23 protein-coding genes are annotated in these 24,557 nt (G+C 62.4%); 5 read left to right on the top strand and 18 right to left on the bottom strand.

Annotation, left to right across the window (positions count from 1 at the left end; all coding sequences use genetic code 11):
- Positions 1-8: 8 nt before the first annotated feature.
- The 10 genes from HMPREF3147_RS11590 to HMPREF3147_RS11545 form a co-directional block, all read right to left on the bottom strand.
- Positions 9-914 carry a cutinase family protein gene (locus HMPREF3147_RS11590; protein WP_070447858.1) on the bottom strand — a complete coding sequence of 302 codons (906 nt, stop codon included), beginning with the start codon at positions 912-914 and terminating at the stop codon, positions 9-11.
- Positions 915-1,115: 201 nt separating this feature from the next.
- Entirely contained in the window at positions 1,116-2,384 is a 1,269-nt protein-coding gene (locus tag HMPREF3147_RS11585; RefSeq protein WP_070447855.1) for a glutamate-5-semialdehyde dehydrogenase, read from the bottom strand.
- 74 nt (positions 2,385-2,458) lie between these two features.
- Complete coding sequence (locus HMPREF3147_RS11580) at positions 2,459-2,965, bottom strand: DUF1707 SHOCT-like domain-containing protein (protein ID WP_070447852.1); 507 nt, start codon at positions 2,963-2,965, stop codon at positions 2,459-2,461.
- Positions 2,965-3,870, bottom strand: a complete 906-nt coding sequence (locus HMPREF3147_RS11575) for a D-isomer specific 2-hydroxyacid dehydrogenase family protein (RefSeq protein ID WP_070447849.1) — start codon at positions 3,868-3,870, stop codon at positions 2,965-2,967. The genes HMPREF3147_RS11580 and HMPREF3147_RS11575 overlap by 1 nt, the downstream gene beginning before the upstream one ends.
- A gap of 15 nt (positions 3,871-3,885) precedes the next feature.
- On the bottom strand, positions 3,886-4,815 hold the full coding sequence (locus tag HMPREF3147_RS11570; protein ID WP_070447846.1) for a D-isomer specific 2-hydroxyacid dehydrogenase family protein: 930 nt from the start codon (positions 4,813-4,815) through the stop codon (positions 3,886-3,888).
- A complete protein-coding gene (proB, locus tag HMPREF3147_RS11565) occupies positions 4,815-5,975 on the bottom strand; it encodes a glutamate 5-kinase (RefSeq protein ID WP_246815782.1) in 1,161 nt (386 codons plus the stop codon). Before proB ends, HMPREF3147_RS11570 begins: the two co-directional genes overlap by 1 nt.
- Positions 5,976-6,066: 91 nt before the next feature.
- A complete protein-coding gene (obgE, locus tag HMPREF3147_RS11560) occupies positions 6,067-7,596 on the bottom strand; it encodes a GTPase ObgE (protein ID WP_070447841.1) in 1,530 nt (509 codons plus the stop codon).
- A gap of 160 nt (positions 7,597-7,756) precedes the next feature.
- Entirely contained in the window at positions 7,757-8,035 is a 279-nt protein-coding gene (gene rpmA / locus HMPREF3147_RS11555) for a 50S ribosomal protein L27 (RefSeq protein WP_070447838.1), read from the bottom strand.
- Positions 8,036-8,077: 42 nt separating this feature from the next.
- Positions 8,078-8,383, bottom strand: coding sequence for a 50S ribosomal protein L21 (gene rplU, locus HMPREF3147_RS11550; RefSeq protein ID WP_070447835.1), 306 nt, complete (start codon positions 8,381-8,383; stop codon positions 8,078-8,080).
- Positions 8,384-8,583: 200 nt separating this feature from the next.
- On the bottom strand, positions 8,584-11,772 hold the full coding sequence (locus HMPREF3147_RS11545) for a translation initiation factor IF-2 N-terminal domain-containing protein (RefSeq protein WP_070447832.1): 3,189 nt from the start codon (positions 11,770-11,772) through the stop codon (positions 8,584-8,586).
- A 155-nt stretch (positions 11,773-11,927) separates the two neighbouring features.
- Between HMPREF3147_RS11545 and HMPREF3147_RS11540 the strand changes: the two genes are divergently transcribed.
- A complete protein-coding gene (locus HMPREF3147_RS11540; protein WP_246815780.1) occupies positions 11,928-12,731 on the top strand; it encodes a hypothetical protein in 804 nt (267 codons plus the stop codon).
- On the opposite strand, the gene arsB is transcribed toward HMPREF3147_RS11540, so the two are convergent.
- The gene (gene arsB, locus HMPREF3147_RS11535; protein WP_070447825.1) at positions 12,728-13,792 is read right to left on the bottom strand and encodes an ACR3 family arsenite efflux transporter; all 1,065 of its coding nucleotides are present in this window, start codon (positions 13,790-13,792) and stop codon (positions 12,728-12,730) included. The genes HMPREF3147_RS11540 and arsB overlap by 4 nt on opposite strands.
- A gap of 112 nt (positions 13,793-13,904) precedes the next feature.
- Between arsB and HMPREF3147_RS11530 the strand changes: the two genes are divergently transcribed.
- Positions 13,905-14,255 (top strand): ArsR/SmtB family transcription factor, encoded by a 351-nt coding sequence (locus tag HMPREF3147_RS11530; RefSeq protein WP_070447901.1) that lies wholly within the window; start codon positions 13,905-13,907, stop codon positions 14,253-14,255.
- A gap of 136 nt (positions 14,256-14,391) precedes the next feature.
- Here the strand turns inward: HMPREF3147_RS11530 and ndk are convergent, their stop codons facing one another.
- Genes ndk through HMPREF3147_RS11500 form a run of 6 tightly spaced genes read right to left on the bottom strand, consistent with a single transcriptional unit; the run spans position 14,392 to position 20,784 of the window.
- Positions 14,392-14,802, bottom strand: a complete 411-nt coding sequence (gene ndk, locus HMPREF3147_RS11525; RefSeq protein ID WP_039676402.1) for a nucleoside-diphosphate kinase — start codon at positions 14,800-14,802, stop codon at positions 14,392-14,394.
- A 60-nt stretch (positions 14,803-14,862) separates the two neighbouring features.
- The gene (locus HMPREF3147_RS11520; RefSeq protein ID WP_070447822.1) at positions 14,863-15,174 is read right to left on the bottom strand and encodes a hypothetical protein; all 312 of its coding nucleotides are present in this window, start codon (positions 15,172-15,174) and stop codon (positions 14,863-14,865) included.
- A gap of 5 nt (positions 15,175-15,179) precedes the next feature.
- Positions 15,180-16,064, bottom strand: coding sequence for an alpha/beta hydrolase (locus tag HMPREF3147_RS11515; RefSeq protein WP_246815779.1), 885 nt, complete (start codon positions 16,062-16,064; stop codon positions 15,180-15,182).
- 9 nt (positions 16,065-16,073) lie between these two features.
- Complete coding sequence (locus HMPREF3147_RS11510; protein WP_070447819.1) at positions 16,074-16,520, bottom strand: DUF4233 domain-containing protein; 447 nt, start codon at positions 16,518-16,520, stop codon at positions 16,074-16,076.
- Positions 16,517-18,046, bottom strand: a complete 1,530-nt coding sequence (locus HMPREF3147_RS11505; protein WP_070447816.1) for a bifunctional tetrahydrofolate synthase/dihydrofolate synthase — start codon at positions 18,044-18,046, stop codon at positions 16,517-16,519. The genes HMPREF3147_RS11510 and HMPREF3147_RS11505 overlap by 4 nt, the downstream gene beginning before the upstream one ends.
- Positions 18,046-20,784 (bottom strand): valine--tRNA ligase, encoded by a 2,739-nt coding sequence (locus HMPREF3147_RS11500; RefSeq protein WP_070447813.1) that lies wholly within the window; start codon positions 20,782-20,784, stop codon positions 18,046-18,048. Before HMPREF3147_RS11500 ends, HMPREF3147_RS11505 begins: the two co-directional genes overlap by 1 nt.
- Before the next feature lie 57 nt (positions 20,785-20,841).
- Between HMPREF3147_RS11500 and panB the strand changes: the two genes are divergently transcribed.
- Positions 20,842-21,663 carry a 3-methyl-2-oxobutanoate hydroxymethyltransferase gene (gene panB / locus HMPREF3147_RS11495; protein ID WP_070447810.1) on the top strand — a complete coding sequence of 274 codons (822 nt, stop codon included), beginning with the start codon at positions 20,842-20,844 and terminating at the stop codon, positions 21,661-21,663.
- A gap of 10 nt (positions 21,664-21,673) precedes the next feature.
- Positions 21,674-22,495 (top strand): pantoate--beta-alanine ligase, encoded by an 822-nt coding sequence (gene panC, locus HMPREF3147_RS11490; protein ID WP_070447807.1) that lies wholly within the window; start codon positions 21,674-21,676, stop codon positions 22,493-22,495.
- Here panC and HMPREF3147_RS11485 read toward each other — a convergent pair.
- Positions 22,492-23,454, bottom strand: a complete 963-nt coding sequence (locus tag HMPREF3147_RS11485) for a malate dehydrogenase (protein WP_070447804.1) — start codon at positions 23,452-23,454, stop codon at positions 22,492-22,494. The genes panC and HMPREF3147_RS11485 overlap by 4 nt on opposite strands.
- Positions 23,455-23,629: 175 nt before the next feature.
- On the opposite strand from HMPREF3147_RS11485, the gene HMPREF3147_RS11480 reads away from it, so the two are divergent.
- Positions 23,630-24,373: a TetR/AcrR family transcriptional regulator gene (locus HMPREF3147_RS11480; protein ID WP_070447801.1), complete on the top strand. Its 744-nt coding sequence runs from the start codon at positions 23,630-23,632 to the stop codon at positions 24,371-24,373.
- Positions 24,374-24,557: the final 184 nt, after the last annotated feature.

Below are 24,557 nucleotides of genomic sequence, written 5' to 3'. Positions count from 1 at the left end.
TTTCCTGTTTAGCGGAAACGAACGTCATCCACCATTCGGCCAATGGAATCGTAGACCTGGGTATCCCACTGGTGGTTGGTGAAGAAGTACTGGCCGTGGGAACCCCCGGTGGGCTGCGCGGCGTAAAGGGTGTTGGCGGAAAGATCGCACACGGCGTCGAGCGGCAAACAGTAGTCCACGCGGCTGACGTTGGCGCGCATCTGCGGGAAGTAGCCCATCGGGCCGCCCGCGCCCTGGGTCGCGCCGACAACGGCCGGATCCCCGGCGCGGGTCAGCGGGTTACCGAAGGTCACGACACCAGCAAGCTGGCCGCGGTGTGCCAACTCCAGCTCGTGGTTGGACAGGACCATGGCCCCTTGGGAGTAGCCGGAGAGGATGTATTGCGGATGGCAGCCTGTGGAAGCTTCGTAGTTATTGACCGCGCTGGTAACGCCGCGCCTGCCGGTCTGGACCGAGTACATGAACTGGTTGATGGCGGAGACCGCGGTGTTGATGACCGGGTTGGCGTACTGCGTGGCCAAGCGCACGAGGTCAGCCGCGGTGTTCGGAACCGACGCGTTCGGAACAGAGTATTCCGGGTACGTCGCCGGGTAGTATTGCGGCTCCAGCCCCAGCACGTAGACGTCCTTCATCAGCGAGTTGCCGCCGTGAGTGGCTTGGTAGCGCACCTCGGCGCCCTGCAGCATGGCGCGGATGGATTCGCCCTCCCACCCATTGGAGGCTCGGCCACCCTGGTTGGAATACTGCGTGGGGTAGATTTGGCCGTTCTGGCCGGAGCCGCGCGCGGCGACGACCACCACGGCGGGGCACTGTTCGTCGGCATGCGCGGCGGGTGCAGAAATGGTGTGGGGGACGATGAGAGTGGCCGCGGCCACGACGGCGGCGGCGACGGAGGAAGCAATGCGGGACAGCATGAGAGGAAGGCACCAATCAGTTCTTTGCTATTACCGCGCTTTAGAGTACCCAATCCTCCTTCGCCGCGCAGCACGAACCCTGCACAAGGCGAAACACTCTACTCGAAAAGTTTTCGAGTAAAGTGTTTTGTGCAGGTCAGACTTGAAAAATTCTTTTCGAGTAGCTTTCGAGTAGCTTTCGAGTAGCTTTTCGAGCTGGTTCTAGGGGCGGGTCTGGCCGGTACCCTGCAGCACCCACTTGGTAGACGTCAGCTCCGGCAAAGCCATTGGGCCGCGCGCATGCAGCTTCTGGGTAGAGATGCCGATCTCGGCGCCCATGCCGTAGACCTCACCGTCAGTAAAAGCAGTGGAGGCGTTGAGCATGACCGCTGCAGCATCTACCTCATTGGCAAAAGTCAGCAGCACGTCGGCGTCCTGAGCCGCAATGGCTTCGGTGTGGCCGGTGGTGTACTCAGCAATGTGTGCGATGGCGCCATCGACACCGTCGACCACCTTGGCGCAGATATCCATGGACAGGAATTCCTCGCGCCATTCTTCGTCGGTGGCCTCCACGGCGTCCTTGACTCCGAAGGCTTCGAGCTCCTTGACATCACCGTGGATGGTGACCCCGGCTTCCTGGAGGGAGGTGATGATGCGGAGCTTCGAGGCGTCGTCCAGCGCGGCGTCGATCAGCACGCCCTCCGTGGCATTGCAGACGGACGTGCGGCGGGTCTTGCCGTTGACCACCATGTCGATGGCCTTGTCCAGGTCAGCCGAAGCGTCGACGTAAAAGTGGCAATTGCCGGTGCCCGTCTCAATGGCAGGGACGGTGGCGTTTTCCACCACGGCGTTAATAAGGCGTGCGCCGCCGCGCGGGATGACCAGGTCCACCAAACCACGGGCGGTGATGAGATCCTGCACGGAATCATGGGTCTCACAGGGCAGAAGCTGCACGCCTTCGCGCGGCAGATCGAACTCCACGAGGGTGTCCTGGAGGAGCTCCACGAGCTTGGCGTTGGAGTTCTTCGCGGACTTGGAACCGCGCAGCAGCGGCACGTTTCCGGACTTCAGGGCCAAGCCGAAGGCATCGACGGTGACGTTCGGGCGGGCCTCATAGACCATACCCATCACGCCGAGCGGCACACGGACCTGCTTCATCTGGATTCCGTTATCCATGGTGCGGCCCTGCAGGATCTCCCCTACCGGGTCCTGGAGGGAGGCTACCTGGCGCAAGCCGCCGGCAATGCCCTCGATGCGGGCAGCATCAAGCGAAAGACGGTCGATGAGGGACTCGGACATGCCATTGGCGCGCCCGGCCTCGATATCAAGCTTGTTAGCAGCGAGGATGTCCTCAGTATGCGCGATGAGGTTTTCCGCGGCACGGTTGAGGATCTCATTCTTGCGCGGGGTGGGCAGCTGCGCGAACTGTGGCGCCACCGCCTTGGCGGCGCGGGCTTTGGACAGAACTTCTTCACGTTCGGTGTTGCTCATGCCATACCAGCGTACGGAAGGTCTGCCCGCTTGTCAGGGATTTTGTGCAGTTATAGGCGCGGATCGGCCTTCAGTTAGGCCTCGAGCTCGCGGCGGCGCTCGGCCGCAGCACGCAGGCGCTCGGCACGCTTTTTCTCTTCCCCTTCGGTGAGCTCATCGAAGAGTTCTTCATCCGACTCGCTGAACTTCAACACCCCGCGCGCAGCCCAGGAAGCGAAGAATGCAATGACGGGAGAGATCCAGAAATAGCTCCAGTCAAAGACGAAGAGGCCCAGGAAGAGCGCGATCATCGCCACCGACCAGATGACGGAATCCACTATCTGCACCTTGCGTCCGCGGGCGAGCATGTCCTCCAGCTCCGCCTCGTGGCGGGTGGCGGGTGCTGTGGCGCTGGGGGTGGAAAGCTCTGGCAGGTCCGCAAAGAGCTTTTCGACGTCCCCGCGCGTGCGCGCCGCGGCAGCCTCGCCGGTGCGCTGCTCAAATTCATCGGGGTCTAACGTGCCGTTGACAAAGTGCTGGCTCAACTGCTCCAAGGCCGCGGAACGCTCGGCATCGCCGACTCGGATTTCGGGATTCTCCATTAATAGCCAGCTTTCGGATCAACCAGGGTGGGCAGCCGCTCCCCCGCTGCGAAGGCCTCGGCCACCTTGATAGTATGCGCGCCGATCTTCTCGCGCACGGAGCGCTGTGTATTGGCAATGTGCGGGGTGATGACCACGCGCTTATCCTGCCACAGCGGGTGGTCCTCCGGCAGCGGCTCTGGGTCGGTGACGTCGAGTGCCGCACCCGCGATCTCGCCTGCCTCCAGCGCCGCAACGAGGTCCTCGGTCTTGATGAGCGGGCCGCGGCCCACGTTGACCACCACGGCATGCTCCGGCATCTGTTGGAAAGCTTCTGCATCCACCATATGGCGGGTCTCCGGGGTCAGCGGCGCGATGAGAACGAAGTAATCCGCCTTCGGCCAGACTTTGTCCACCTGGGAAATCGGGTAGGTCTCCTCTGCTCCCTCCACCGGGTTGCCGGAGCGGTTCACCGCGATGATGCGCGGCCCAAAACCGGAGAGCATGCTGATCAGGCGCTTGCCAATACCACCGGCACCAATAATGGCCACGGTCTTATCGTCGTACAGGTAAGAGGTGTGGGCCTCCATCTCAGCATAGGAACCAAACGTGCCATTAACGCGGCGATGCGCATGCAGCTGCGCCAACAGCAGCGCGATGGTGGATTCTGCCACCGTGTTGTCATAGACGCCGGCGGCATTCGACCACGGAACCGAAGTGCCCTTCATCGCATCCAAGACGTGATCCACGCCTGCAGAGGGAATCTGTACAAACCCAATGTTCTCCGGCAGCGGATCCGGGAAATCAGTGCCGTTACCAGTGTAAATGAGGAAAGAGGCCTCATCAAGCGGAGCGCGCTCAAACCCTGCGGCATCGAGCACCTCGATGGTTTCCTCCCAGGGGTGAGGTTCGATGGCGTACTTCATGAACGTCCTCCTTTGTTAGTATCCGGCGTCCGGGTCGACGCGCGTGGGCATTTCCTCGCCGCGCTCCCACGCGGCAGCGTTGGCATTGAAGATAGCACCCAAGTGGTACTGGGCCACGTGATCCGAGGCCGCCATGTGCGGCGTCAGCGTGGCATTGGGCAAATCATAAAGCGGGTGGCCATCCGGAAGCGGCTCCGGGTCCATGACCTCCAGGCCTGCGCCGGCAATCTCGCCCGTGCGCAGTGCGTCCACGAGATCATCAGTCACCACCGTGCTGCCGCGGCCGACGTTGATAAACACCGCCGAGGGCTTCATGGCGCGGAACACAGCGGCATCAAAGAGAGCCTCCGTAGCGGCCGTCGCCGGCAGGATACTCACCACGAAATCCGCCTCGCCCCATGCTTCGTCGACGCGCTCGATAGGCAGTGTTACGTCAGCGCCCTCCACCGGGCGACCCGAGCGATTCACCGCAGTGATATGCGCGCCAAAGGGCGCGAGATAGGCCATGAGCTGCGTGCCGATGCCTCCCGCACCCACGATGAGCACGCGCGTTGGCCCCTGTTGGTCATAGAGCCAGGCTTGGGATTCATCGAGCTCGCGCGCCACCGACCACGACTTTGCCAGGGCGAAAGCCTTGTGGTGGTGCGCTTGGGAGAGCATCAACCCCAGCGCGGATTCCGCCACGGGCTTGGCAAAAGCGCCGGCGGAATTGCACCACGGCAGGCCATCGCGCCGGATGAGCCCGGCATCGATATGGCGGTTGACCCCGGTGAAGCAGTATTGCACCCACTGGATATTCTCCGGAATCTCCGGGGTCTGCGCTGGATCCGAGGCGGTGTTCACAAAGACCTCCGCCTGCTCCAAACTCTCAACGCGCTCGTGCCCGGCAGCATCGATATCTGCCACGGTTGCTGCCCACACATCGGGGCCCATGAAATAACGCATTAAATTCGGGACGCGAAGTTGGAGAGGTAATCGGCGTGGACAACGGGGCGGCGCATATCCTCCGGCAGCTCCTCGGTGTGCTTGCCCAGCAGGTTGCGCAGCGTGACGGAGTCATAGCCCACCTCACCGCGGCCAATAATCTGGCCCTTGGGGCCCATAATGTCCACGATCTCGCCGGCACTGAACTCACCCTTGATATCCGTGATGCCCACGGCCAACAGGGAGTTTCCGCCGCGAACCACGGCCTCCATGGCGCCCTCGTCGAGGCGCAGGGAGCCGCCGGTATCCGCGCAGTAGAGTGCCCAGAACTTCCACGCGGACAGGCGGCGCTCCTCGCGGGTGTGGAAGACGGTGCCTACGGAGGCGTCGTCAAGCGCCTGCCCAATATTGTCCGCCGAGGTCAACAGCACAGGGATGCCGCCGCGCGTGGCCAGGCGAGCAGCAGAGACCTTCGTGGCCATGCCGCCGGTGCCCACCTTGCCGCCGTCGCCAGCAACGACCGCCTTGAGGTCTTTACCGGTGCGCACCTCCTCCACGAACTTGGCATCGGGCTCCACGGGGTTCTTGTCGTAGAGACCGTCCACGTCGGAGAAGAGGAAGAGGGCATCCGCGCCAACCAAATTGGCCACAAGCGCGGACAGACGGTCGTTATCGCCGAAATGCATCTCGGACGTCGCGACGGTGTCATTCTCATTAACGATCGGCACCGTGCGCAACTGACGCAAGCGATCAATGGTGCGCTGAGCGTTGCGGGCGCGATCGCGCTTGCCGACGTCCGACGCGGTCAACAGCACCTGCCCAATGGTGCGGTTGTAGCGGGCAAAGGACACACCCCACTCGTAGGCGAGGTGGACCTGGCCCACCGCGGCAGCAGCCTGCTTGGTGGCGAGATCGGTGGGGCGCGTGGTCAGTCCCAGCGGGCCCATGCCCGCGGCTACCGCACCGGAGGAGACGATGATGATGTCCGAGACATTCATGCGGGCGCAGACGGCATCGACGATCTTGTCGATCTTCTCGGTCGAGGTCACAAAGTCATCGCGGGTGAGCGACGAGGAGCCGATCTTAATGACGATGCGCTTAGCTTTGGAGATCTCCTCACGAAGGGGTGAGGAGAAACCGCTGGATTTTTCCGACAGCGTGGTCGTCTCCGGATAATCCATATCCGGGGTTGGCCCCTCGAAGGGTTCGAGGGGAAGCGGATAGTCGAGCTGGTTGTCGTTTTCGGATGACATACCGGCTCAGTATACCGGGCTAGCCCTGCCAGCGATCGCGGTTTGCGGACTCGCGCGTGACCGCCCCATCGGTGCCATAGTCAAACTCGTCGACGAGACCACGGCGCGCCTGGGAGGCGCGCTTGCGCTCGGCAGCGGAGACACGCTCGGTGCTCATGAGGCGGCCATCCTGTCCGCGGCCCGCATCGGTCGCACGGCCACCGGCCATGGGCTCGTACTCAAAGGTGATATCCCCGATGGTCACCGGGCAGCCTTCCTGCGCGCCTTGGCGGTGCAGCTCGTCTTCAACACCAGCCTTGGCCAGGCGGTCCGCGAGGTAGCCCACGGCCTCGTCGTTTTCGAAGTCGGTCTGGCGAATCCAGCGGTCGATCTTCTCGCCCTCAACGATGAAGCCGCCCTCCACCTCGGGGTCCGGGGTGACGGTGAAGTCGGCGAACCGGCCCTTCTTTTTCTTGCCCACGGACTTGGGCTGAATGATGGTGTGGTTCTTGTCCGCAGCGACCTTGGGCTGGGCCTTGCGGTGCTCGTTGACCATCTCCATGAGCTTGTACTTGAGTGGGTCAAGCCCCTTCCGGGCGACTGCGGAAATGATGAAGACCGGCCAGCCGTACTTTTCCTCGAGGTCACCCTTGACAAATTCAGCTAGCTCTTCGGCCTCAGGAACGTCAGCCTTGTTGAGGATGATGACGCGCGGGCGCTCGCGCAGATCACCCAGGCCAGTGTCCTGCTCCAGCAGCTCTTGGTACTTGGCCAGCTCGGTTTCGAGGGCCTCGATATCCGAGAGCGGATCGCGGCCCGGCTCAATGGAGGCGGTGTCCACGACGTGTGCGAGCACCGCGGTGCGCTCGATATGACGCAAGAAGTCGAGGCCCAAACCTTTACCCTCGGCGGCCCCGGGGATTAGGCCCGGAACATCCGCCATGGTGAAGGACTCATGGCCCATATCCACCACGCCGAGGTTGGGCTGGAGGGTGGTAAAAGGATAATCACCGATCTTCGGCTTGGCGGCCGAAAGGACCGAAATGAGCGAGGACTTGCCTGCGGAAGGGAATCCGACGAGGCCGACGTCTGCCATGGACTTCAGCTCCAGAATGAGATCGCGCGCCTCGCCCGGTTCTCCCTGCAGCGCAAAGCCCGGAGCCTTGCGGGCTGCGGAGGCCAGTGCGGCGTTGCCGAGTCCGCCGAATCCCCCCTCCGCGGCCACGAAGCGGGTTCCCGGGACCGTGAGGTCCGCGAGCATCTCCCCGTCCTCGGCGTAAACTACGGTGCCCGCCGGTACCTCGAGAATGAGATCCTTGCCGCGCGCACCGTTGCGCATATCGCCAGCACCATTGCCGCCGCGCTCGGACTTGATGTGCGGGCGGTAGTGGAAGTCCATCAGTGTGTGGATTTGGGTTGAGACCTCCAGCAGGATGTCTCCGCCGTGGCCGCCGTTGCCGCCATCGGGCCCGCCGAGCGGCTTGAACTTTTCGCGGTGGACGGAGGCGCAGCCGTGTCCGCCGTCGCCTGCCTGTAGGTGCAAGACCACTCGGTCAATGAATCGTGCCATGCCCGCTAGTCTAACGGTTCCTTGCATGCCGTCCTAGTTGGCCACCGGCGTGAACCCGACGCTAGTGTCCTCTCAGTTTCCTCCGCGCAGCTAGGCCGCACCAGCTGGCGTGAAAACGACAAAATCCCGAGCGGATGCTCGGGATTAAGCCATTAAGCTCTTAGGCAGTTGCTTCTGCAGCAGCCTCTTCAGCCGGAACAATGTTGACCAGACGACGGCCACGCTTGACACCGAACTCAACAGAGCCTGCAGCGAGAGCGAACAGGGTATCGTCGCCGCCGCGACCAACGTTCTCACCCGGGTGGAACTTGGTGCCGCGCTGACGCACGATGATCTCGCCGGCCTTAACCTGCTGACCACCGAAGCGCTTGACGCCGAGACGCTTGGACTCGGAATCGCGACCGTTGCTGGAGCTGGAAGCACCCTTCTTAGTTGCCATGTGGTTTCCCTCCTTCAGGGATGAATTACAGCCGGTTAAGGCTTACTTGATACCGGTAATCTTCAGCGTGGTCACCGGCTGACGGTGACCAATGCGACGCTTGTAACCAGTCTTGTTCTTGTACTTGAGGATGTCGATCTTCGGGCCCTTGCCCTGCTCGACAATTTCAGCGGAGACGGAGACCTTCTCCAGGTCTGCAGCCTTCGACTTGACGGTTGCGCCATCGACGAGCAGAACCGGGGTGAGAGCAACGGAGGAACCCGGCTCACCCTCGATCTTCTCGACCTTGACGAGGTCACCTTCAGCAACCTTGTACTGCTTTCCGCCGGTCTTGACGATCGCGTACATAGAGGGCTACCCCTTATCTAAACTCGGCTCGCTAGCAGCTGGGTGGCGCCGCTAGCGAATGGACATTGGACAATTGCGTTCAGATCATAAGCCGCGAGAGACGCGCGAAAACCGCGTTCGTCCCATCCAGCGCATTCATGGTCTAAACAGCGACTGTCAAAGACTACCCCGTGAGGGGGCGAAAAGGCAAAACGCCTTTTCTAGCGCGACCTGCGCCGTGTTACACGACGCCTCCCGCGCCCGCCCCTGCTTCTTGTCGACGCCGTAGTCCGTACGGAGGCCTCGCGCTCCTTAGCGTCGCTTCCCTGTCCGCGTTCATTCGATGCCGGGGTGGGCTGACTCTGCGACATCTTGCGCACCACCCGACGACGACCGCGACCACGGGTGGAGCGCACGCTCGTTGTCTCGCCCGACTCCGCGTTCTTTCGCTCAGCCTTATCCTGCTTCTTGGAGGTAGCCAGCTGGGCTTCCTTGGCCGGTGTCTCCTCCTGCACGAAGTCTTCGCGCTTCGGGCGAATATCCGAGCGGGAATTTCCGCGCGTGCGGCGCTTGCGGCGCGGCGAGTTCTCGAAGGCGGCGACGGCCTCCTCGTAGGTCTGCTCTGAGCGCTGGGCGGAGGATTTTTCCGCTTCGGCGTGCTTGTTCTGCGCTTCCTGCTTAGAAGCCGAGTCTTCGCTCGTATCCGCGCGCTGCGGTTCCCGGAACGTACGCGTTGCCCGGCGCGGCTTGCGCGAGCGCTTCTGCTTTGACTTCGGCTTCGAACGCTTCGCTTCCAGGTTTTCCGCTACGGCATAACCAATGGAGGCACTATCTGGCGTATCCGTGTCGTCCTCATCGACAACGACCACGCTAGCCACGAGCTCTTCGAGTGAGGATTCCTCGTCGCGCGCCGCTTCTTCGCTATCAGTTTGGGAAACCTCGTGCTCAGATGGTGCGTCTTCGTCATGGCGGTGCATGCGGACGGCTGCCGGGTGCTTCTTCGGATCGCGCTGCGGTGCGCGACGCTCCTTACGAGTCCGGCGCTGCGGCTTCGAGTTTTCTTCCTCAGTGTCCTCATCAACCGGGTAGTCGTGGATGATAATTCCGCGGCCATGGCAGGCCTCGCACTCGGTGGAGAAGGTCTCGATGAGGCCGGTTCCCACGCGCTTGCGCGTCATCTGTACTAGGCCCAGTGAGGTGACCTCGGAAACCTGGTGGCGGGTGCGGTCGCGTCCCAATGCTTCCTTGAGTCGGCGCAGCACCAGGTCCTGGTTTTCCGGCAAGACCATGTCAATGAAGTCCACGACAATCATGCCGCCGATATCGCGCAGGCGCATCTGGCGCACGATCTCCTCGGCTGCTTCAAGGTTATTGCGCGTCACCGTCTCCTCGAGGTTGCCGCCGGAGCCGGTGAACTTGCCCGTGTTGACGTCAATGACCGTCATGGCCTCCGTGCGATCGATGACGAGCGTGCCGCCCGAGGGCAGCCACACCTTGCGGCCCAGAGCCTTCTGCAGCTGCTCATCGATGCGGTAGGCGTTAAAAGCATCCTCGCCATCGTGCTCGCGCGCGTCATAGCGCACGACGCGATCGGCCAGGTCGTGTGCCATCGAGTCCACGTAGGCGCTGACCGTGTTGTAGGAACGCTTACCGTCCACCACCAAGGTGCTGAAGTCCTCGTTGAAGAGGTCACGCACCACCTTGATGAGCAGATCCGGCTCTTCATACAGGGTGACGGGCTTGGCGCCCTTCGTTGCCTTTTCGTGTGCGGCGCGGGCGCTGATGTCCTCCCACAGCGAGTGCAGGCGGTTGACGTCGGAAGCGATGTCCCCCTCCGACACGTTTTCCGCGGCCGTGCGGATGATGGCGCCGCCATCTCCCGGAATGACGCGCTCCAGGATTCCCTTGAGGCGCTTGCGCTCCGGTGCCGGCAGCTTGCGGGAGATTCCCGCGCTGCGCCCGCCCGGCACGTACACCAGGAAGCGACCGGCCAGGGAAATCTGGGTGGTCAAACGTGCGCCCTTATGACCGATGGGGTCCTTGGCCACCTGGACCAGCACCTGATCACCGGACTTCAACGCGTTTTCTACCTTGCGGCTGCGCCCACCAATCCCCAAGGCACGCCAGTCGATGTCGCCCGCATACAGCACGCCGTTTCGGCCTTGTCCGATATCCACGAAGGCCGCCTCCATCGAAGGCAAGACATTCTGCACACGGCCCAAGTAGATATTGCCTATCTGGGATGGGTGCGTTTCGGTCGTGACGAAGTGCTCTACCAAAAGGTCGTCTTCGAGCACGCCCACCTGCGTGATGACGCCCGCGCCGTCGGTGCGCTGCTTATCGCGCACCACCATAGTGCGCTCGACCGATTCGCGGCGCGCCAGGAACTCCGCTTGGGAGACAATGTGCTGGCGCTCCCGACCTTTCTCCCGCAGCTCCGCGCGGCGACGGCGCTGTGCCTCGATGCGGGTCGAGCCTTTAATCGCCTTCGGTTCTTCGATGTGCTCGACTTCCTCACGGGCGGACCCACGGCCTTCTGCCCCGCGGCCACGGGAGGTGCCGCGGCTGCCGCGCCGACGACCCCGCGGCTGGCTTACCGGCGCTGCATCCTCCTCGGATTCCTCCTCGTGCTCTTCTGGCTTCTGACGCTTGGACAGCGGCGTGATCTTCGGCGCCATGAAGACTGGCGCAAAGTCGTACACGTCCGGGTCTTCTTCAGCCATCGGGGTAATCAGTGGGGTGAGGTCGTCCCCCTCGTCGCTTTCACCGGCCTCGGCGAGCGCCTCGTGCAGCATTTCAGCATCGACCTTGTCGACGATCTGCGAAATCTCGTTATCAACGTTCTTACGCACGCGCTCGCGCAGCTTCTCCTCTTCCTCGCTCAGCTGCTCCGGTTGCGCGGCCTGCTCAGCATCCTGTGCCAGCGCGGCTTCCTGGGACTCCCCCGCGCTGTCCGGTTGCGCAGCAGACTCTTCCGGTGTGGGTTCCTTTGTCTGTGTCTGCTCCTTCGACTCAGCCTTCTTGCCTGCCTTGCTCACGCGTTTGACCGCGCGCTTGGCGCGCTTCTTCTTAACGGTCTTCGTGCGCTTCTCCTCTGCCGGAGCTACCGGCTGGTCGGATTCCTCGGCCGCGACCTGGTTGTCGTCGGCCGCGGCCTTCTCGGGAGCTTCGGTGGCGGGCACGAGGGCGTCGATAAGCTGGCCTACCTCTTCCGGGGTCAGCGAGGACTGGGCAGATTTCTTAATTCCCATCTGTGCGAACTGGGCCACCAGTTCTTTGGAGGCTACCCCCACCTGCTTGGCAAGGGCATAAAGGCGGGTCTTGGGAGCAAGCGCCTCGCGGTCAATCCCCGCTACAGCTGCCGCCAACGCTGATTCAGTACGTTCTTTTTCTGTTTTCTTGGATGCCATTAGTGGCCGATCTCCTGACGTTGTGCTCACCCCGGGCGCAGGTTGCCGCCACACGGCGGTGAGTCTTTGAAAAATCTCTTCATCCTTATTTAGTTATCGGTGCCTTCCATTCTGGCACAGAGCTCATTCAAGGCTCACATGTTAGTATCACCGCTATGCCGGACAGCGCAGCCATGAACACACCCGCAGAACGGAAAATACCTGCGCACGCCCCACGCACCGTGGCGCAGGCGCGCGCTCGCAACGAGATTGCACTGCGGGATATCATCACCGTTGCCGTACCGGCGGGCATCGCCTCCGGCCTTCGCGCTGTTGACTTCCCCTACCCCTACGCGGTCCCCGTGTACGCCGTGTTGTGGATCGCCATCATCTATGGCGCCTTTCGCATTATTCGCAGCAAGCCAAAGTTCGTCCAAGCTGCGCAAGAAGAGTACCGGGCGGGCGATTACCCTCTTCTCGCCTACTTTCTACCGGTGCTTGCTATCTTCTCCCCTCTCATCACTGAGGGAATTAAGTCCACCGGGATTATCGGCGATATCTCACCCAACCCCATCCTTATCGCCGCTGGACTTACTGCCTTCTCCATCCCCGCGTTCATCTTCGGCGGCCGCGCCTTCGGCACGACCTCTTTTCGCGTTGGCAAGCGCCGCATCGAGGCCATCACCGAACAAGGAAGCCTCGAAGGCGTCACTCAAGCGAGCATCACCGCAGTAGAAACTCACCCGGAAGTCCTCAGCGGGCTGGTCGCCGCCGGTGCAGTCACTGGCAATACCACCTCCATCTCTGAGCTGGGGCGGCTGATCGGCTACGAGGAGGGGCTCGAAGAAGAACTCCGTGAACTCGAAGCGGCCGGCGTGGTGAAGCTGCCTGGTCTCATCAAGTGGAGTGGTGAGCGGACCTTTAACATCACTCTGACCGAAGCAGGCGTGCGCAGCATGGACGCCGCACGCACGCGCTAGCGCGGAAGAGTGGCATCTCCCGGGAAGAGTTTCGGGCCAATCCACAGCATGAAATAAACCAGACCAACGAGGACTGGAATCTCAACAAGGGGACCAATCGTTCCGGCAAGGGCTTGAGCAGACATCGCTCCGAAGGTGCCGATGGATACTGCAATGGCTAGTTCAAAGTTATTTCCTGCTGCAGTAAACGCCACGCTGGCAGACTGCGCGTAATTCATGCCAACGGCCTTTGCTACGCCCAGCGACAGCACAAACATGCCCACGAAGTAGATAACCAGCGGCACGGCCACGCGCACTACCGTTGCTGGCTGCTCCACAATGTGCTCGCCCTGCAGGGAAAAGAGCAACACAATTGTGTACAACAGACCAATCATGGCCAGGGGCGATACGGCTGGGAGGAAGCGGTTCTCAAACCATTCCCGTCCTTTTACCTTTTCGCCCCACACGCGAGACAGCGCACCCAACAGGAACGGTATGCCCAAGAAGACAAGTACGGACTTAACAATGGCCCAGAAGGAAAAGTCAGCGCTCGTCGTGTCCAGGCCCAGCCATCCGGGGAGAACGCGAAGGTAGAACCAGCCCAGAACACCAAACATAGCGACCTGGAAGATGGAGTTCAGGGCGACAAGCACAGCCGTTGCCTCGCGGTCAGCGCACGAGAGGTCCGACCACACAAGCACCATGGCAATACAGCGCGCAAGCCCCACAATGATGAGGCCGGTCCGCAGCTCCGACTGGTCCGCCAAGAACAGCCACGCCAGAGTAAACATAAACGCCGGCCCCACCAGCCAGTTGAGGACGAGCGATACTGCCATGAGGCGGCCATCCGTGGCAATTTCCTTGGTCTTCTCGTAACGAACCTTGGCCAAGGGTGGGTACATCATGACGAGGAGACCAATGGCGAGCGGGATGGAAATCCCGCCGACTTCAACGGCCCCTAGGGCCTGACCAATTCCGGGGAGAAAGTGGCCAATGAGCAATCCGGCAGCCATCGCCAGAATGATCCACACGGGTAGAAACCGATCAAGAAAAGACAACGTCGGGCGCTGCGACACGGCCACGTCTCTCCCTCCTTCAACGTTGACAGAGCACGATACAGACATGCAATGTACAGCACGTATTGATATGCGTCAATATAACGTAGGGCGCAAGAATAACCCCTATACTGATCGCATGGCTTCCTCTTCCACGCCCGAGACCAGCGCGCGCGGCACTGAGTGTTGCTCCTTAAGCACGGGCCCGCTCAACGACGCCGAGGCGAGGCATTTTTCGCAGCAATTCAAAGTGCTGGCAGACCCAGCACGCCTGCGTCTTTTGTCCATCCTGTGCGATGAAGGCTGTGGACCCATGAGCGTCACGGAACTCACCGAGCTCACTGCGCTGAGCCAGCCCACGGTCTCCCACCACCTAGCGCGCCTGCGGGAGGCCGGCTTGCTATCGAAGCAGCAACGCGGCCGCACCGTCACCCACCAGGTGCACAAAGACGCCTTTATGGCATTGCGCACGCTGCTCTCGTTCGACTAAGCCGCGCCCAGATTATCTGCACTCGAGCACACAGGACGGGTTCGGGCTAAGGGCCAGAAATGACAAAAGCCCGAGCAGTTCATTCATCTTTGTGAACTGCTCGGGCTTTATTGCGCGCTAGGCGCGGTGAACTTCTTTAGAGGTTCGGGAACCAGATGGAGATCTCACGCTCAGCGGACTCCGGGGAGTCGGAACCGTGGACGACGTTCTCGCCAACGGTCAGAGCGAAGTCACCGCGGATGGTGCCCGGGGTGGCCTTCTCCACCGGGTGGGTGCCACCGGCCAGCTGACGCCATGCGGCGATAGCGGACTCGCCCTCGACGATGCCAGCAACCAACGGTGCAGAGGTGATGAAGTCAACGAGCTCGCCGAAGAAAGGCTTGTCCTCGTGCTCGGCGTAGTGCTTCTTAGCGGTCTCCTCGTCGGCGACGCGCAGATCCATGGCGACGAGCTTCAGGCCCTTGCGCTCGATGCGAGAGATGATCTCGCCCACGTGGCCGTTCTTGACGCCATCCGGCTTGATGAGAATGAGTGTACGTTCAGTCATAGGGCACATAGTACAGAACAGGTGCTCCCGCGTCCTGACAGTGGGGGCTAATTCTAAGCGCTACGTGAGGTGTTGCACGATTTCTTCCGCGCGCTCATGACTCGTGCCACGAAACCACATCTGCACTTGGCGCACGGCCGTGCCGTATTGACCGCTCTCCAGCAGGCTTTTTAGCTCCTCGCGGTGCCACTCTTCCAGATCCGCAAACTCCACCGGCCGCTCATCGCGCTGCTGCTTAAGCATACCGACGACGAGGAAGACGAAGGCCGGAATCAGCAGTGCGAGCGGGAACGCGAAGCCACCGAAATACAGCTTGGCCACGAGCGCGGCGATGCACAGCAGTGCGGAAAGACCGTAGAGCAGAAAGAGCATGCCCGTTAGTCTAGCGCGTTGAGTGTCGACTGCAGCCAAACGCGAGAGCGCATGAGCAGGCGCTTTGCCGCCGCGGTATGGGGAGCCCACAACTCGAAGGCATGCACGCCGCCTTCTACAACCTCGCACTGTGTTGGCACACCAGCAGTTTTCAGGCGCTCGGCGTAATCCATAATCTCGCCGTAGAAAAGCTCACTGCTCCCCGCATACAACCAAACCGGTGGCAGGCCTGCTAACTCCGCGCGGCGACCGGGCACGGCATAGGGTGCGTCTGGGTTGCCGTTGGTGTAGTAGCGCCACGCCTGCGCGTTGGAATCTACGTCCCAGATGGGGTTGCGGTCGGTGGATGCTGTGCGGTCATCGAGCATCGGGCAAAACAACCACTGCCCCGCTGGTTGAACCCCGCCTTCATCGTGGAGGCGCTGGCACAACGCGGCAGCCAGCCCTCCCCCGGCGCTTTGGCCGGCGATAACAATCCGATCCGGGCTGATTCCCAGCTCTTCCGCATGCGTGAGGAGCCAGTGGTGGGCCGCGTGGACGTCATCAAGCGCAGCCGGAAAAGGGTTCTCCGGGGCGAAGCGGTAATGCGGCGCGACGACGGTGACTCCAACCTCTGCGGCGGTCTCCTTGAGGTGCTTGACGTCCTGGCGCGGATGTCCCATGAGCAGACCGCCCCCGTGGATCCACAGCACCGCGCCGCGCGGGTTCTCCGGGCTATAGATGGTCGCGTGGATTTCGGTGTTCTTCACCCGCCGCGTGCGCACGCCCTGGATTAAAGGTGCCGGCCACAGCGCTGGCACGATGCGCCCGGCACGGCGGATGAGCGGATTAGTCGGATCGAAAAGCGACATGAACGCCGCGCCTGCGCGCAGCTCGGGCCGGATATACACCGCAGCGACCTACTTCTCAGTCAGGTGCTGCGTGGTGAGGTAACCGCGCTCCATGCGGGCGACGATCACCGAGCGCATATAGGCCGCGAGTGCCCAGAGCAGGGCGAAGATGATGAAAATGGTCGCCACAGACCAGTGGACCATAAAGCCGAGCACGATACCGATGACGTGGAGGACAATCTGTACCCCGACGATCCACGGCTTATTCATGAAGGGGAAAGACGCCAGGAGCAACACCATAAAACCAATGACCACGCCATAGTTGAACGGGGTCCACAGGGTGCCGTCATAAAGCTTGTATAGCATCGGCAGTGCGAGGACCAGGGTGATCAGCTCCATTGTGAGGGAGCTCGCCACCACCATGCCGCCGAATTGCTTGAGGGGATCCTTGGCCGGTGCCTGGCCCAAGCCAAGCGGACCAATCTCCTCCTCGGGGACGGGTTTACGGGGGCTCATGCGGGTTCCTTTCCAAAGAGTGCGCGGGCGTCACCGGCAGTGACGACCGAACCAGTAATCACGATGCCGGAACCGGACTGCACGTCGGCATCCTCCGCCAATTCAACGGCCTGAGTATAGGCACTAGGGAGGTCGGGCTCGACATACACGCGCTCTTCGCCGAAGATATCGCGGGCCAGCTCCGCCAGCTCATAGGCATCCCGGGCGCGCGGGGAGGTGTTCTGAGTAATGACGATCTCCGTGAGCACAGCCTCCAGGGCGGTGAGGATGCCGGTTGCATCCTTGTCCGTGAAGATGGACACCACGCCGATGAGGCGCGCGAAGTCGAAGTCGCGGTCGAGGGCTGCAGCCAAAGCCTTAGCGCCGTGTGGGTTGTGGCAGGCGTCAAGGAAGGTCGTGGGGCTGGTGCGCACGCGCTCCAGACGGCCGGGAGAAATGGCCTTGGCAAAGCCGGTGCGCACTGAAGCAATGTCGAGCGGGTGGCCTGCCGACGCCCCGAAGAAGGCCTCCACCGCGGCCAAAGCCACGGCCGCGTTCTTGGCTTGGTGCTCGCCGTGCAGCGGCAGGAAGATGTCTTCGTACATCCCACCCAGGCCCTGGATGGTCAGCTGCTGGCCGCCCACTGCGATGCGCGATTCCAGTGCAGCGAATTCGGAGCCCGCGCGGGCCACGCCGGCGCCGACGTCTACCGTGCGCTGCAGGATAACGCGCATCGCCTCGGGGTCTTGTTCAGCAACGATGGCGATGTTCTCCCCTGGCGTGAGCACGTCCTCGGCATCGTGCTCGCGGGCCTTGATGATGCCGGCCTTCTCACCAGCAATCTCCGTAATGGTATCCCCGAGGTAGTCCGTGTGGTCGAGGCCTACCGGCATGACCACGGCTACCTCTGCGTTGACCACGTTGGTGGCATCCCACGTGCCGCCGAGGCCGACCTCGACGACGGCGACGTCGATGGGGGCATCGGCAAAGGCTGCGTAAGAGATGGCAACAAGCACTTCGAAGGTGGACATAGGAATGTCGGAGCGGGAATCCACCATCTCCACATAGGGCTTGATTTCACGCCAGATGCGCACGAAGTCGCGCGGGTGGATGGGGTGGCCGTCGATGCCGATGCGCTCGGTGACCAGCTGCAGGTGCGGGCTGGTCACCAGGCCAACACGGCGGTGGAAGGCGCGCAGCAGCGAATCAATCATGCGGGCGGTCGAGGACTTACCGTTGGTGCCAGCGACCTGGATGACGTGGAAGGAACGCTCCGGGTTACCCAAGAGATCCATGAGCATCTCGATGCGCTCGAGGCTCGGCTCGATGATGGTCTCTGGGGCGCGGGCGTTGAGCTCCGCGGTGACCTCGGCCAGCTCCGCGAGCTCTTCCGGCGAAGCTTGCTCGGGGGCGGCCTCCTCGTAATCCTCCTCGCCACCGAGGTTGAGGGTCAGGCCGGAGTCGGTGATTTCCACCGGCCCACCATCGGTGCCCTCCGCGAGGGCATCAACGACCTCAAATTCCTCGCGGTTCTTCTCCTCCGCCACTACTTGAGTCCCTCCAGACGTGCGGTGATGCGCTCGACCTCCTCCTGGGCCACTTGCTGACGCACGCGGATCTTCTCCACGACTGCCTCCGGCGCCTTGGACAGGAAGGCCTCGTTACCCAGCTTCTTGCCGGTCTGGTCCAGTTCCTTCTGGGCCTTGGCCAGATCCTTCTCCAAGCGCTTGCGCTCAGCGGCGACGTCGACGGCACCGGAGGTATCCAAGGTGACCTCAACGGTGGCCTGGGACAGACGCACCTCGATGGAAGCAGACGCGGTGAAGTCCTCGCCCGGCTCCGTGGTATTGGCCAGGTTGCGGATGAGTCCCTCCTGCTCCTGCAGGTCAGCCGCGGCGAAGTCGAGGCGTCCCGGGACCTTCTGGGAAGGCTTGACGCCCTGATCGGAGCGGAAGCGGCGCAGCTCGGTGATGAGCTTGTCGGCATCCTGAATGCGGCGGGCAGCCACCTCATCCTTCTCCGCGCCACCGTTGGTGTGCTCCTGGGTAGGCCACTGCGCTGTGACGATGGTCTCCCCGCCAGTCAGAGCCTTCCACAGGACCTCGGTGACGAAAGGCATGGTCGGGTGCAGCAAACGCAGAACCAGGTCAAGCACGCGGCCCAAAACGATCTGGGTCGTGCGTCCGGTGGCCTGCTCCTCGGCGCTCGCCGCATCGAAGTCGCGCGGGATCTGGGTCTTGGCAATCTCCAGGTACCAGTCACATAGCTCATCCCACACGAAGTGGTAGAGCAGCTCATTGGCCTTGGCGAACTGGTAGTCATCCAGGTAGGCGTCGACCTTGGCGCGGACCTCCTCGGAACGGTCGAGGATCCAGCGGTCGGCGTCGGTCAGCGCGTCGCGTGCCGGCAGCTCCGCCACGCCCGCGCCGTTCATGAGCGCGAACTTGGTGGCGTTAAAGAGCTTGGTGGCGAAGTTACGTCCGGCGGCGGCAGCGTCGACTGCCAGCGGCAGGTCCACGCCCGGGTTGGCACCGCGGGCCAGGGTGAAACGCAGCGCGTCCGCACCATAGTCGCGCACCCAATCCATCGGGTCGATGCCGTTGCCCAGGGACTTCGACATCTTGCGGCCCTGCTCATCGCGCACGAGACCATGGAGGTAAATATCCGTGAACGGCACCTGCGGGCGGCCATCCTTGCCTTCGCCGAGCAGCTCCGGGGTGTGCGCGCCGGCAAAGGTGCCGAACATCATCATGCGTGCGACCCAGAAGAAGAGGATGTCATAGGCGGTAACCAGCACGTTCGTGGGGAAGAACTTCTCCAGATCGGCGGTCTTTTCCGGCCAGCCCATCGTGGAGAAAGGCCACAGCGCAGAGGAGAACCAGGTGTCCAGAACGTCCGGGTCCTGGACGTAGCCTTCCGGCGCTTCCTCGTCGGGACCAAGGCAGATGATGTCGCGCTGGCCGTCCTCGCCCTCTGGCCCGTACCAAATGGGGATGCGGTGACCCCACCACAGCTGGCGGGAGATGCACCAATCGTGCATGTCATCGACCCACTCGAAGTAGCGCGGCTCCAGGGACTTCGGGTGGATGGTGGTATCGCCCTCGCGGACGGCGTCGCCGGACATCTTCGCCATCTTCTCCACGGCCACAAACCACTGCAGGCTCAGGCGCGGCTCAATCGGCTCGCCGGAGCGCTCCGAGTGGCCCACGGAGTGGACGTAGGGGCGGATCTCCTTGACAATGCGGCCCTGTTCGCGCAGCACCTCACGGATCTCTACGCGGGCCTCTTCGCGGGTCAGGCCGTCAAACTTCGTGCCGGTATTCGCGATGTGTCCGGTGGTGTCCATGATGGTGGGCATGTCCAGGTCATGGCGCAGGCCCATGGCATAGTCATTCGGATCGTGTGCCGGCGTGATCTTCACTGCACCAGTACCGAATTCCATGTCCACGTAGTCATCGGCAATGATCTTCAGGCTCAGGTCATCGCGGAAGGGGTGTGGCAGTTCCTGGCCCACCAGGTGGGCGTAGCGCTCGTCCTCGGGGTGGACGGCAATGGCGACGTCGCCCAGCATCGTCTCCACACGGGTGGTGGCCACAATGAGGTGGGGTTCATCGTCGTTCAGCGAGCCATAGCGGATGGACACGAGCTCGCCCTCGACGTCCTTGTAGACCACCTCGATGTCGGAGACGGCGGTCTCCAGCACCGGGGACCAGTTGACCAGGCGGTTGGCCTGGTAGATCAGGTCCTCGTCGTAGAGAGTCTTGAAGATGGTCTGGACGGCGCGGGAGAGGCCATCATCCAGCGTGAAGCGCTCACGGGACCAATCCACCGAGTCACCGATGGCACGCATCTGGTTTTGGATGGTGCCGCCGAACTCTTCCTTCCATTCCCAGACCTTGTTGATGAATTCTTCGCGCTCATAATCCCAGCGCTTCTTGCCCTCCTGCTCACGCAGGCGGGCCTCCACCTTGGTCTGGGTAGCGATACCGGCGTGGTCAGCACCCGGCAGCCACAGGGTGGCATAGCCCTGCATGCGCTTGCGGCGAATGATGGAATCGATCAGAGTGTGGTCCAACGCGTGGCCCATGTGCAGCTGGCCGGTGACGTTCGGCGGCGGCAGCACGATGGAATAGGGCTCGGCCTCCGAGGACGCATCCGGGGTGAAGTAACCAGCGTTCACCCAGCCTTCGTAGAGGTCTTTCTCTACTGCCTGCGGCTCCCAGGACTTGGGAAGCTGGTCCGCGCGGTTGGTGCCAACGAGTTGCTCTTTATTCTGATCAGTCACCTGGCCAACTCTACCCTGTACGTCAACTGGCACTAGCGCCCTGTCTAGAGTAAGAGCATGTCTCACAATCCTGGCCACCGCGCCCGTCTCCGCACCCGCTTCTTTGCTCAAGCCAAAGAGAACTCTCAGGCCTTTGCGTGCCTGACGAGCTATGACTGCATGACCGCCGAAATCTTCGATGAAGCCGGGGTGGCTCTCCTGCTCGTCGGCGATTCCCTGGCCAATGTGGTCCTGGGCCGCGAAACCACGCTCTCGCTTACCCTCGATGAAATGATTCCGCTGGCCCGCGCCGTGGTTTCAGCTACCTCCCGCGCCTTCGTGGTGGTGGACTTGCCCTTCGGTTCCTATGAGGCCGGCCCCGCCCAGGCACTGGAGTCTGCCGTGCGCGTCATGAAGGAAACCGGCGCGCAGGCCGTGAAGCTCGAGGGCGGTGCCGAGCGCGCACCGATTGTTGCCGCGCTTGTCGCCGCCGGCATCCCCGTCTGCGCCCACATCGGATTCACACCCCAACAGGTTCACGCCTTGGGCGGCTTCGTGGTCCAGGGCCGCGGTGCCGGTGCGGAGAAGCTGCACACGGACGCCCGCGCGCTTGCCGACGCCGGCGCCTTCGCCGTGGTACTGGAGATGGTCCCGGCTGCGTTGGCTGAGGAGGTGACCAAGGAACTGCCCATCCCCACCATCGGCATCGGTGCCGGCGCGCAGACCGACGGCCAGATCCTGGTGTGGACCGATGCCTTCGGGCTGGGCGGACCCAAGGCGCCGCGTTTCGTGCGCCGCTATGCGGACTTGCGCGGCGCGCTGCTGGAGGGTGCGAAGAATTACGTGGCCGATGTGGGCGAGCGCTCCTTCCCCAACGCCGAGGAATCCTTCGAGGACTAAAGTTTGGGCCATGCAGATCCTGAAAACTAAATCTGAACTCCGTGCCTTCCGCGCGGCAGCGTCCGGCTCCGTGGGCTTGGTGCCCACGATGGGCGCGCTACACGGAGGCCACGCTTCACTCGTGCGCCGCGCCCGCGAGGAGAATGACACCGTGGTGTGCTCGGTCTTTGTCAATCCCCTCCAATTCACCGACCTCGGCGATTGCGAGGACTACCGCGCCTATCCGCGCGACCTCGACGCGGATGCCGCGCTGCTGGACTCATTGGGAGTCGATGCGGTCTTCGCCCCCAGCGTGGAGGAGATGTACCCGGGTGGCACCCCGCGGGTGTGGGTGCGCACGGGTGAGATGGGCTCGGTCTTGGAAGGTGCTTCGCGCCCCGGCCACTTCGACGGCGTGGCCACTGTGGTGAGCAAGCTATTCACTCTCGTGCGCCCCGACCGCGCCTACTTCGGGCAGAAGGATGCCCAGCAGGTGGCCATCATTCGGCGCTTAGTGGCGGACCTCGACCTGCCACTCGACATCATCAGCGCGCCCATCGTCCGCGCGGCGGACGGCGTGGCCGAGTCCAGCCGCAACTCTCGCCTGAGCCCTGTCGAGCGAGAGCAAGCCGTGACGCTGTCTCAGGCTCTCTTCGCACTGCGGGATGGTGCATCCCTGGACGAGGCGAGCGCGCAGCTCGCCTCCTCCCCCGGCGTCACCGTGGACTACCTCACCGTGGTGGACCCGGCCACGCTCGAGCCCGTTGATGCACAACACCGGCCCGCCCTGGCGCTGGTTGCGGCGCAGGTGGGGCCGGTGCGGCTCATCGATAACTTAGTGCTTGAGTCTTAGTCCTTGAGCAGGTGGGCTACGGCCTCGCGCTCCTCACGCAGCTCTTGAACCGAGGCCTCGATGCGTTCCTTCTGGAAATCGTTGAGCTCGAGGCCTTGCACGATTTCCCACTTGCCGTCGCGGGCGACGGTGGGGAAACCTGAGACGAGGCCCTCGTCCACGCCATAGGAGCCATCGGAGACGACGGCTGCGGTACGCCAGTCCTCGGTGCCGTGGATCCAATCGTGCATGTGATCCACCGCGGCAGAGGCTGCGGAGGCAGCTGAAGACTTACCGCGTACGGCGATGATCTCGGCGCCGCGCTTGGCCACCTTCGGAATCATCTCTTCCTTGTACCAATCCTCATCCACCTCGGCGTTGGAGAAGGTCAGGTCCGGGAACTGGGAGGCAGAGTGATTGCCCCACACGGCAACTTTGGTCAGCTCCGCGGTAGGCACTCCCGTCTTGAGGGAGACTTGGCTCTGGGTGCGGTTGTGGTCCAGGCGCATGAGCGCGGTGAACTGGCTCGGGTCCAGGTCCGGTGCGCTGTTCGCCGCAATATAAGCGTTAGTGTTGGCCGGGTTACCCACGACGAGGACGCGGACATCGCGCGCAGCGACGTCGTTCAGCGCCTTGCCCTGGACCGTGAAAATGGCACCGTTGGCTTCCAGCAGGTCGGCGCGCTCCATGCCCTTGCTGCGTGGGCGGGAACCGACGAGGAAAGCAGCCTTGGTGTCCTTGAAGGCCACGTTCGGATCATCGGTGACGGTAATGCCGCGCAGGAGGGGGAAAGCAGAGTCATTGAGCTCCATGGCCACGCCTTCAGCGGCGCCCACGGCGTCCGGGATTTCCAGCAAAGCCAGCTCCACCGGGGTGTCCTTGCCATAGACATCACCCGCAGCGATGCGCCACAGCAGAGAGTAGGCGATGTTGCCGGCGGCGCCGGTCACGGTGATCTTGACGGGTTTCGATGCAGTCATGTGCGAGTCCTTTCGGCTGGGTATTCACCTTCCCACCCTAGTCCCGTTTTTCGCCCCCGTGGGGTGTGATTTTACCCCCGAAAGATGCGAGTTCTTTGTACTTGAGCTCCACGGCCGTCTTTTTTCGGCATAGTGGACAACTGTACGCATATCCATCGACTAGACGGGACCTTCCATGAGCACTGAGACTTCATCGGTCGACTCCGGCTCTGTTGAGCACGTGATCGATGTTGCGATATCGGAGTTTTCGGAGCATGGTTATGCCGAAACCAAGCTCGAGACCGTATCGAAGCTGTCTGGGATGTCCAAGCGCATGATCCACTACTACTTCGGGGATAAGAAGGGGCTCTACCAGCAAGCCTTGGCAGCGGCAGCGCGGCGCCTCAACCCGCCAGAGGGCAGCCTCGAGATCAATTCTGCTGTCCCAGTCGAGGGCGTGCGCACCTTGGTGGATTGGTTGTTCCGCCAACATGTGAATAACCCCGAAGCCATCCGGATGCTAACGATGGAGTCCTCCCACAGTGTGCTGGAGTCCTCGCAGGCGCTTGTCGACGTGTCCGAGATCTCCCTCCACCTCGACAGGCTGCTCATGCTGGGCCAAGATTCCGGCGCGTTCCGCCCGGGAATTTCCGCCAACGATATTTTCACGCTGATTTCTGCGCTCTCGATGTACCGGGTGACGAATCACGCGATGATGAGCAACCTGCTCGACATCAACATGTACACCCACAACAACACTGAGGGGCTGCACCGCATGGCGGTCGATGCTGTGCTGGCTTTCCTTACGGCGAACATCCCGGACATCGGCTTCGAGTCCTACCTCACCCAGAACGAAACCGAGCTCGATGCTGAGTCCGCGCCCTTGGATGTCTACTCCACCGAGGACGAGGGCGACGCGTCAGCGAGCCTCTACGAATGACGCGCCGGCGGGGACTCTACGATTAGAGCCCTCTCCCCAGCATCGCGCGAGCAAAGAAACCAAAGTAAAGGAACCATCTGCGCGCCGGCCTGAGCACAAGCCCAGGTCACAATCTCACTCCACAGCTACATGGTCCCATTCATCTGGTTCCTTTGCCCCAACAGACAGATGGCATCTGACAGAA

Source organism: Corynebacterium sp. HMSC05D03 (assembly GCF_001807205.1).
Lineage (GTDB): Bacteria > Actinomycetota > Actinomycetes > Mycobacteriales > Mycobacteriaceae > Corynebacterium > Corynebacterium aurimucosum.
The sequence above is the reverse complement of the archived record's forward strand: the minus strand, read 5'-3'. Positions and strand labels throughout refer to the sequence as shown.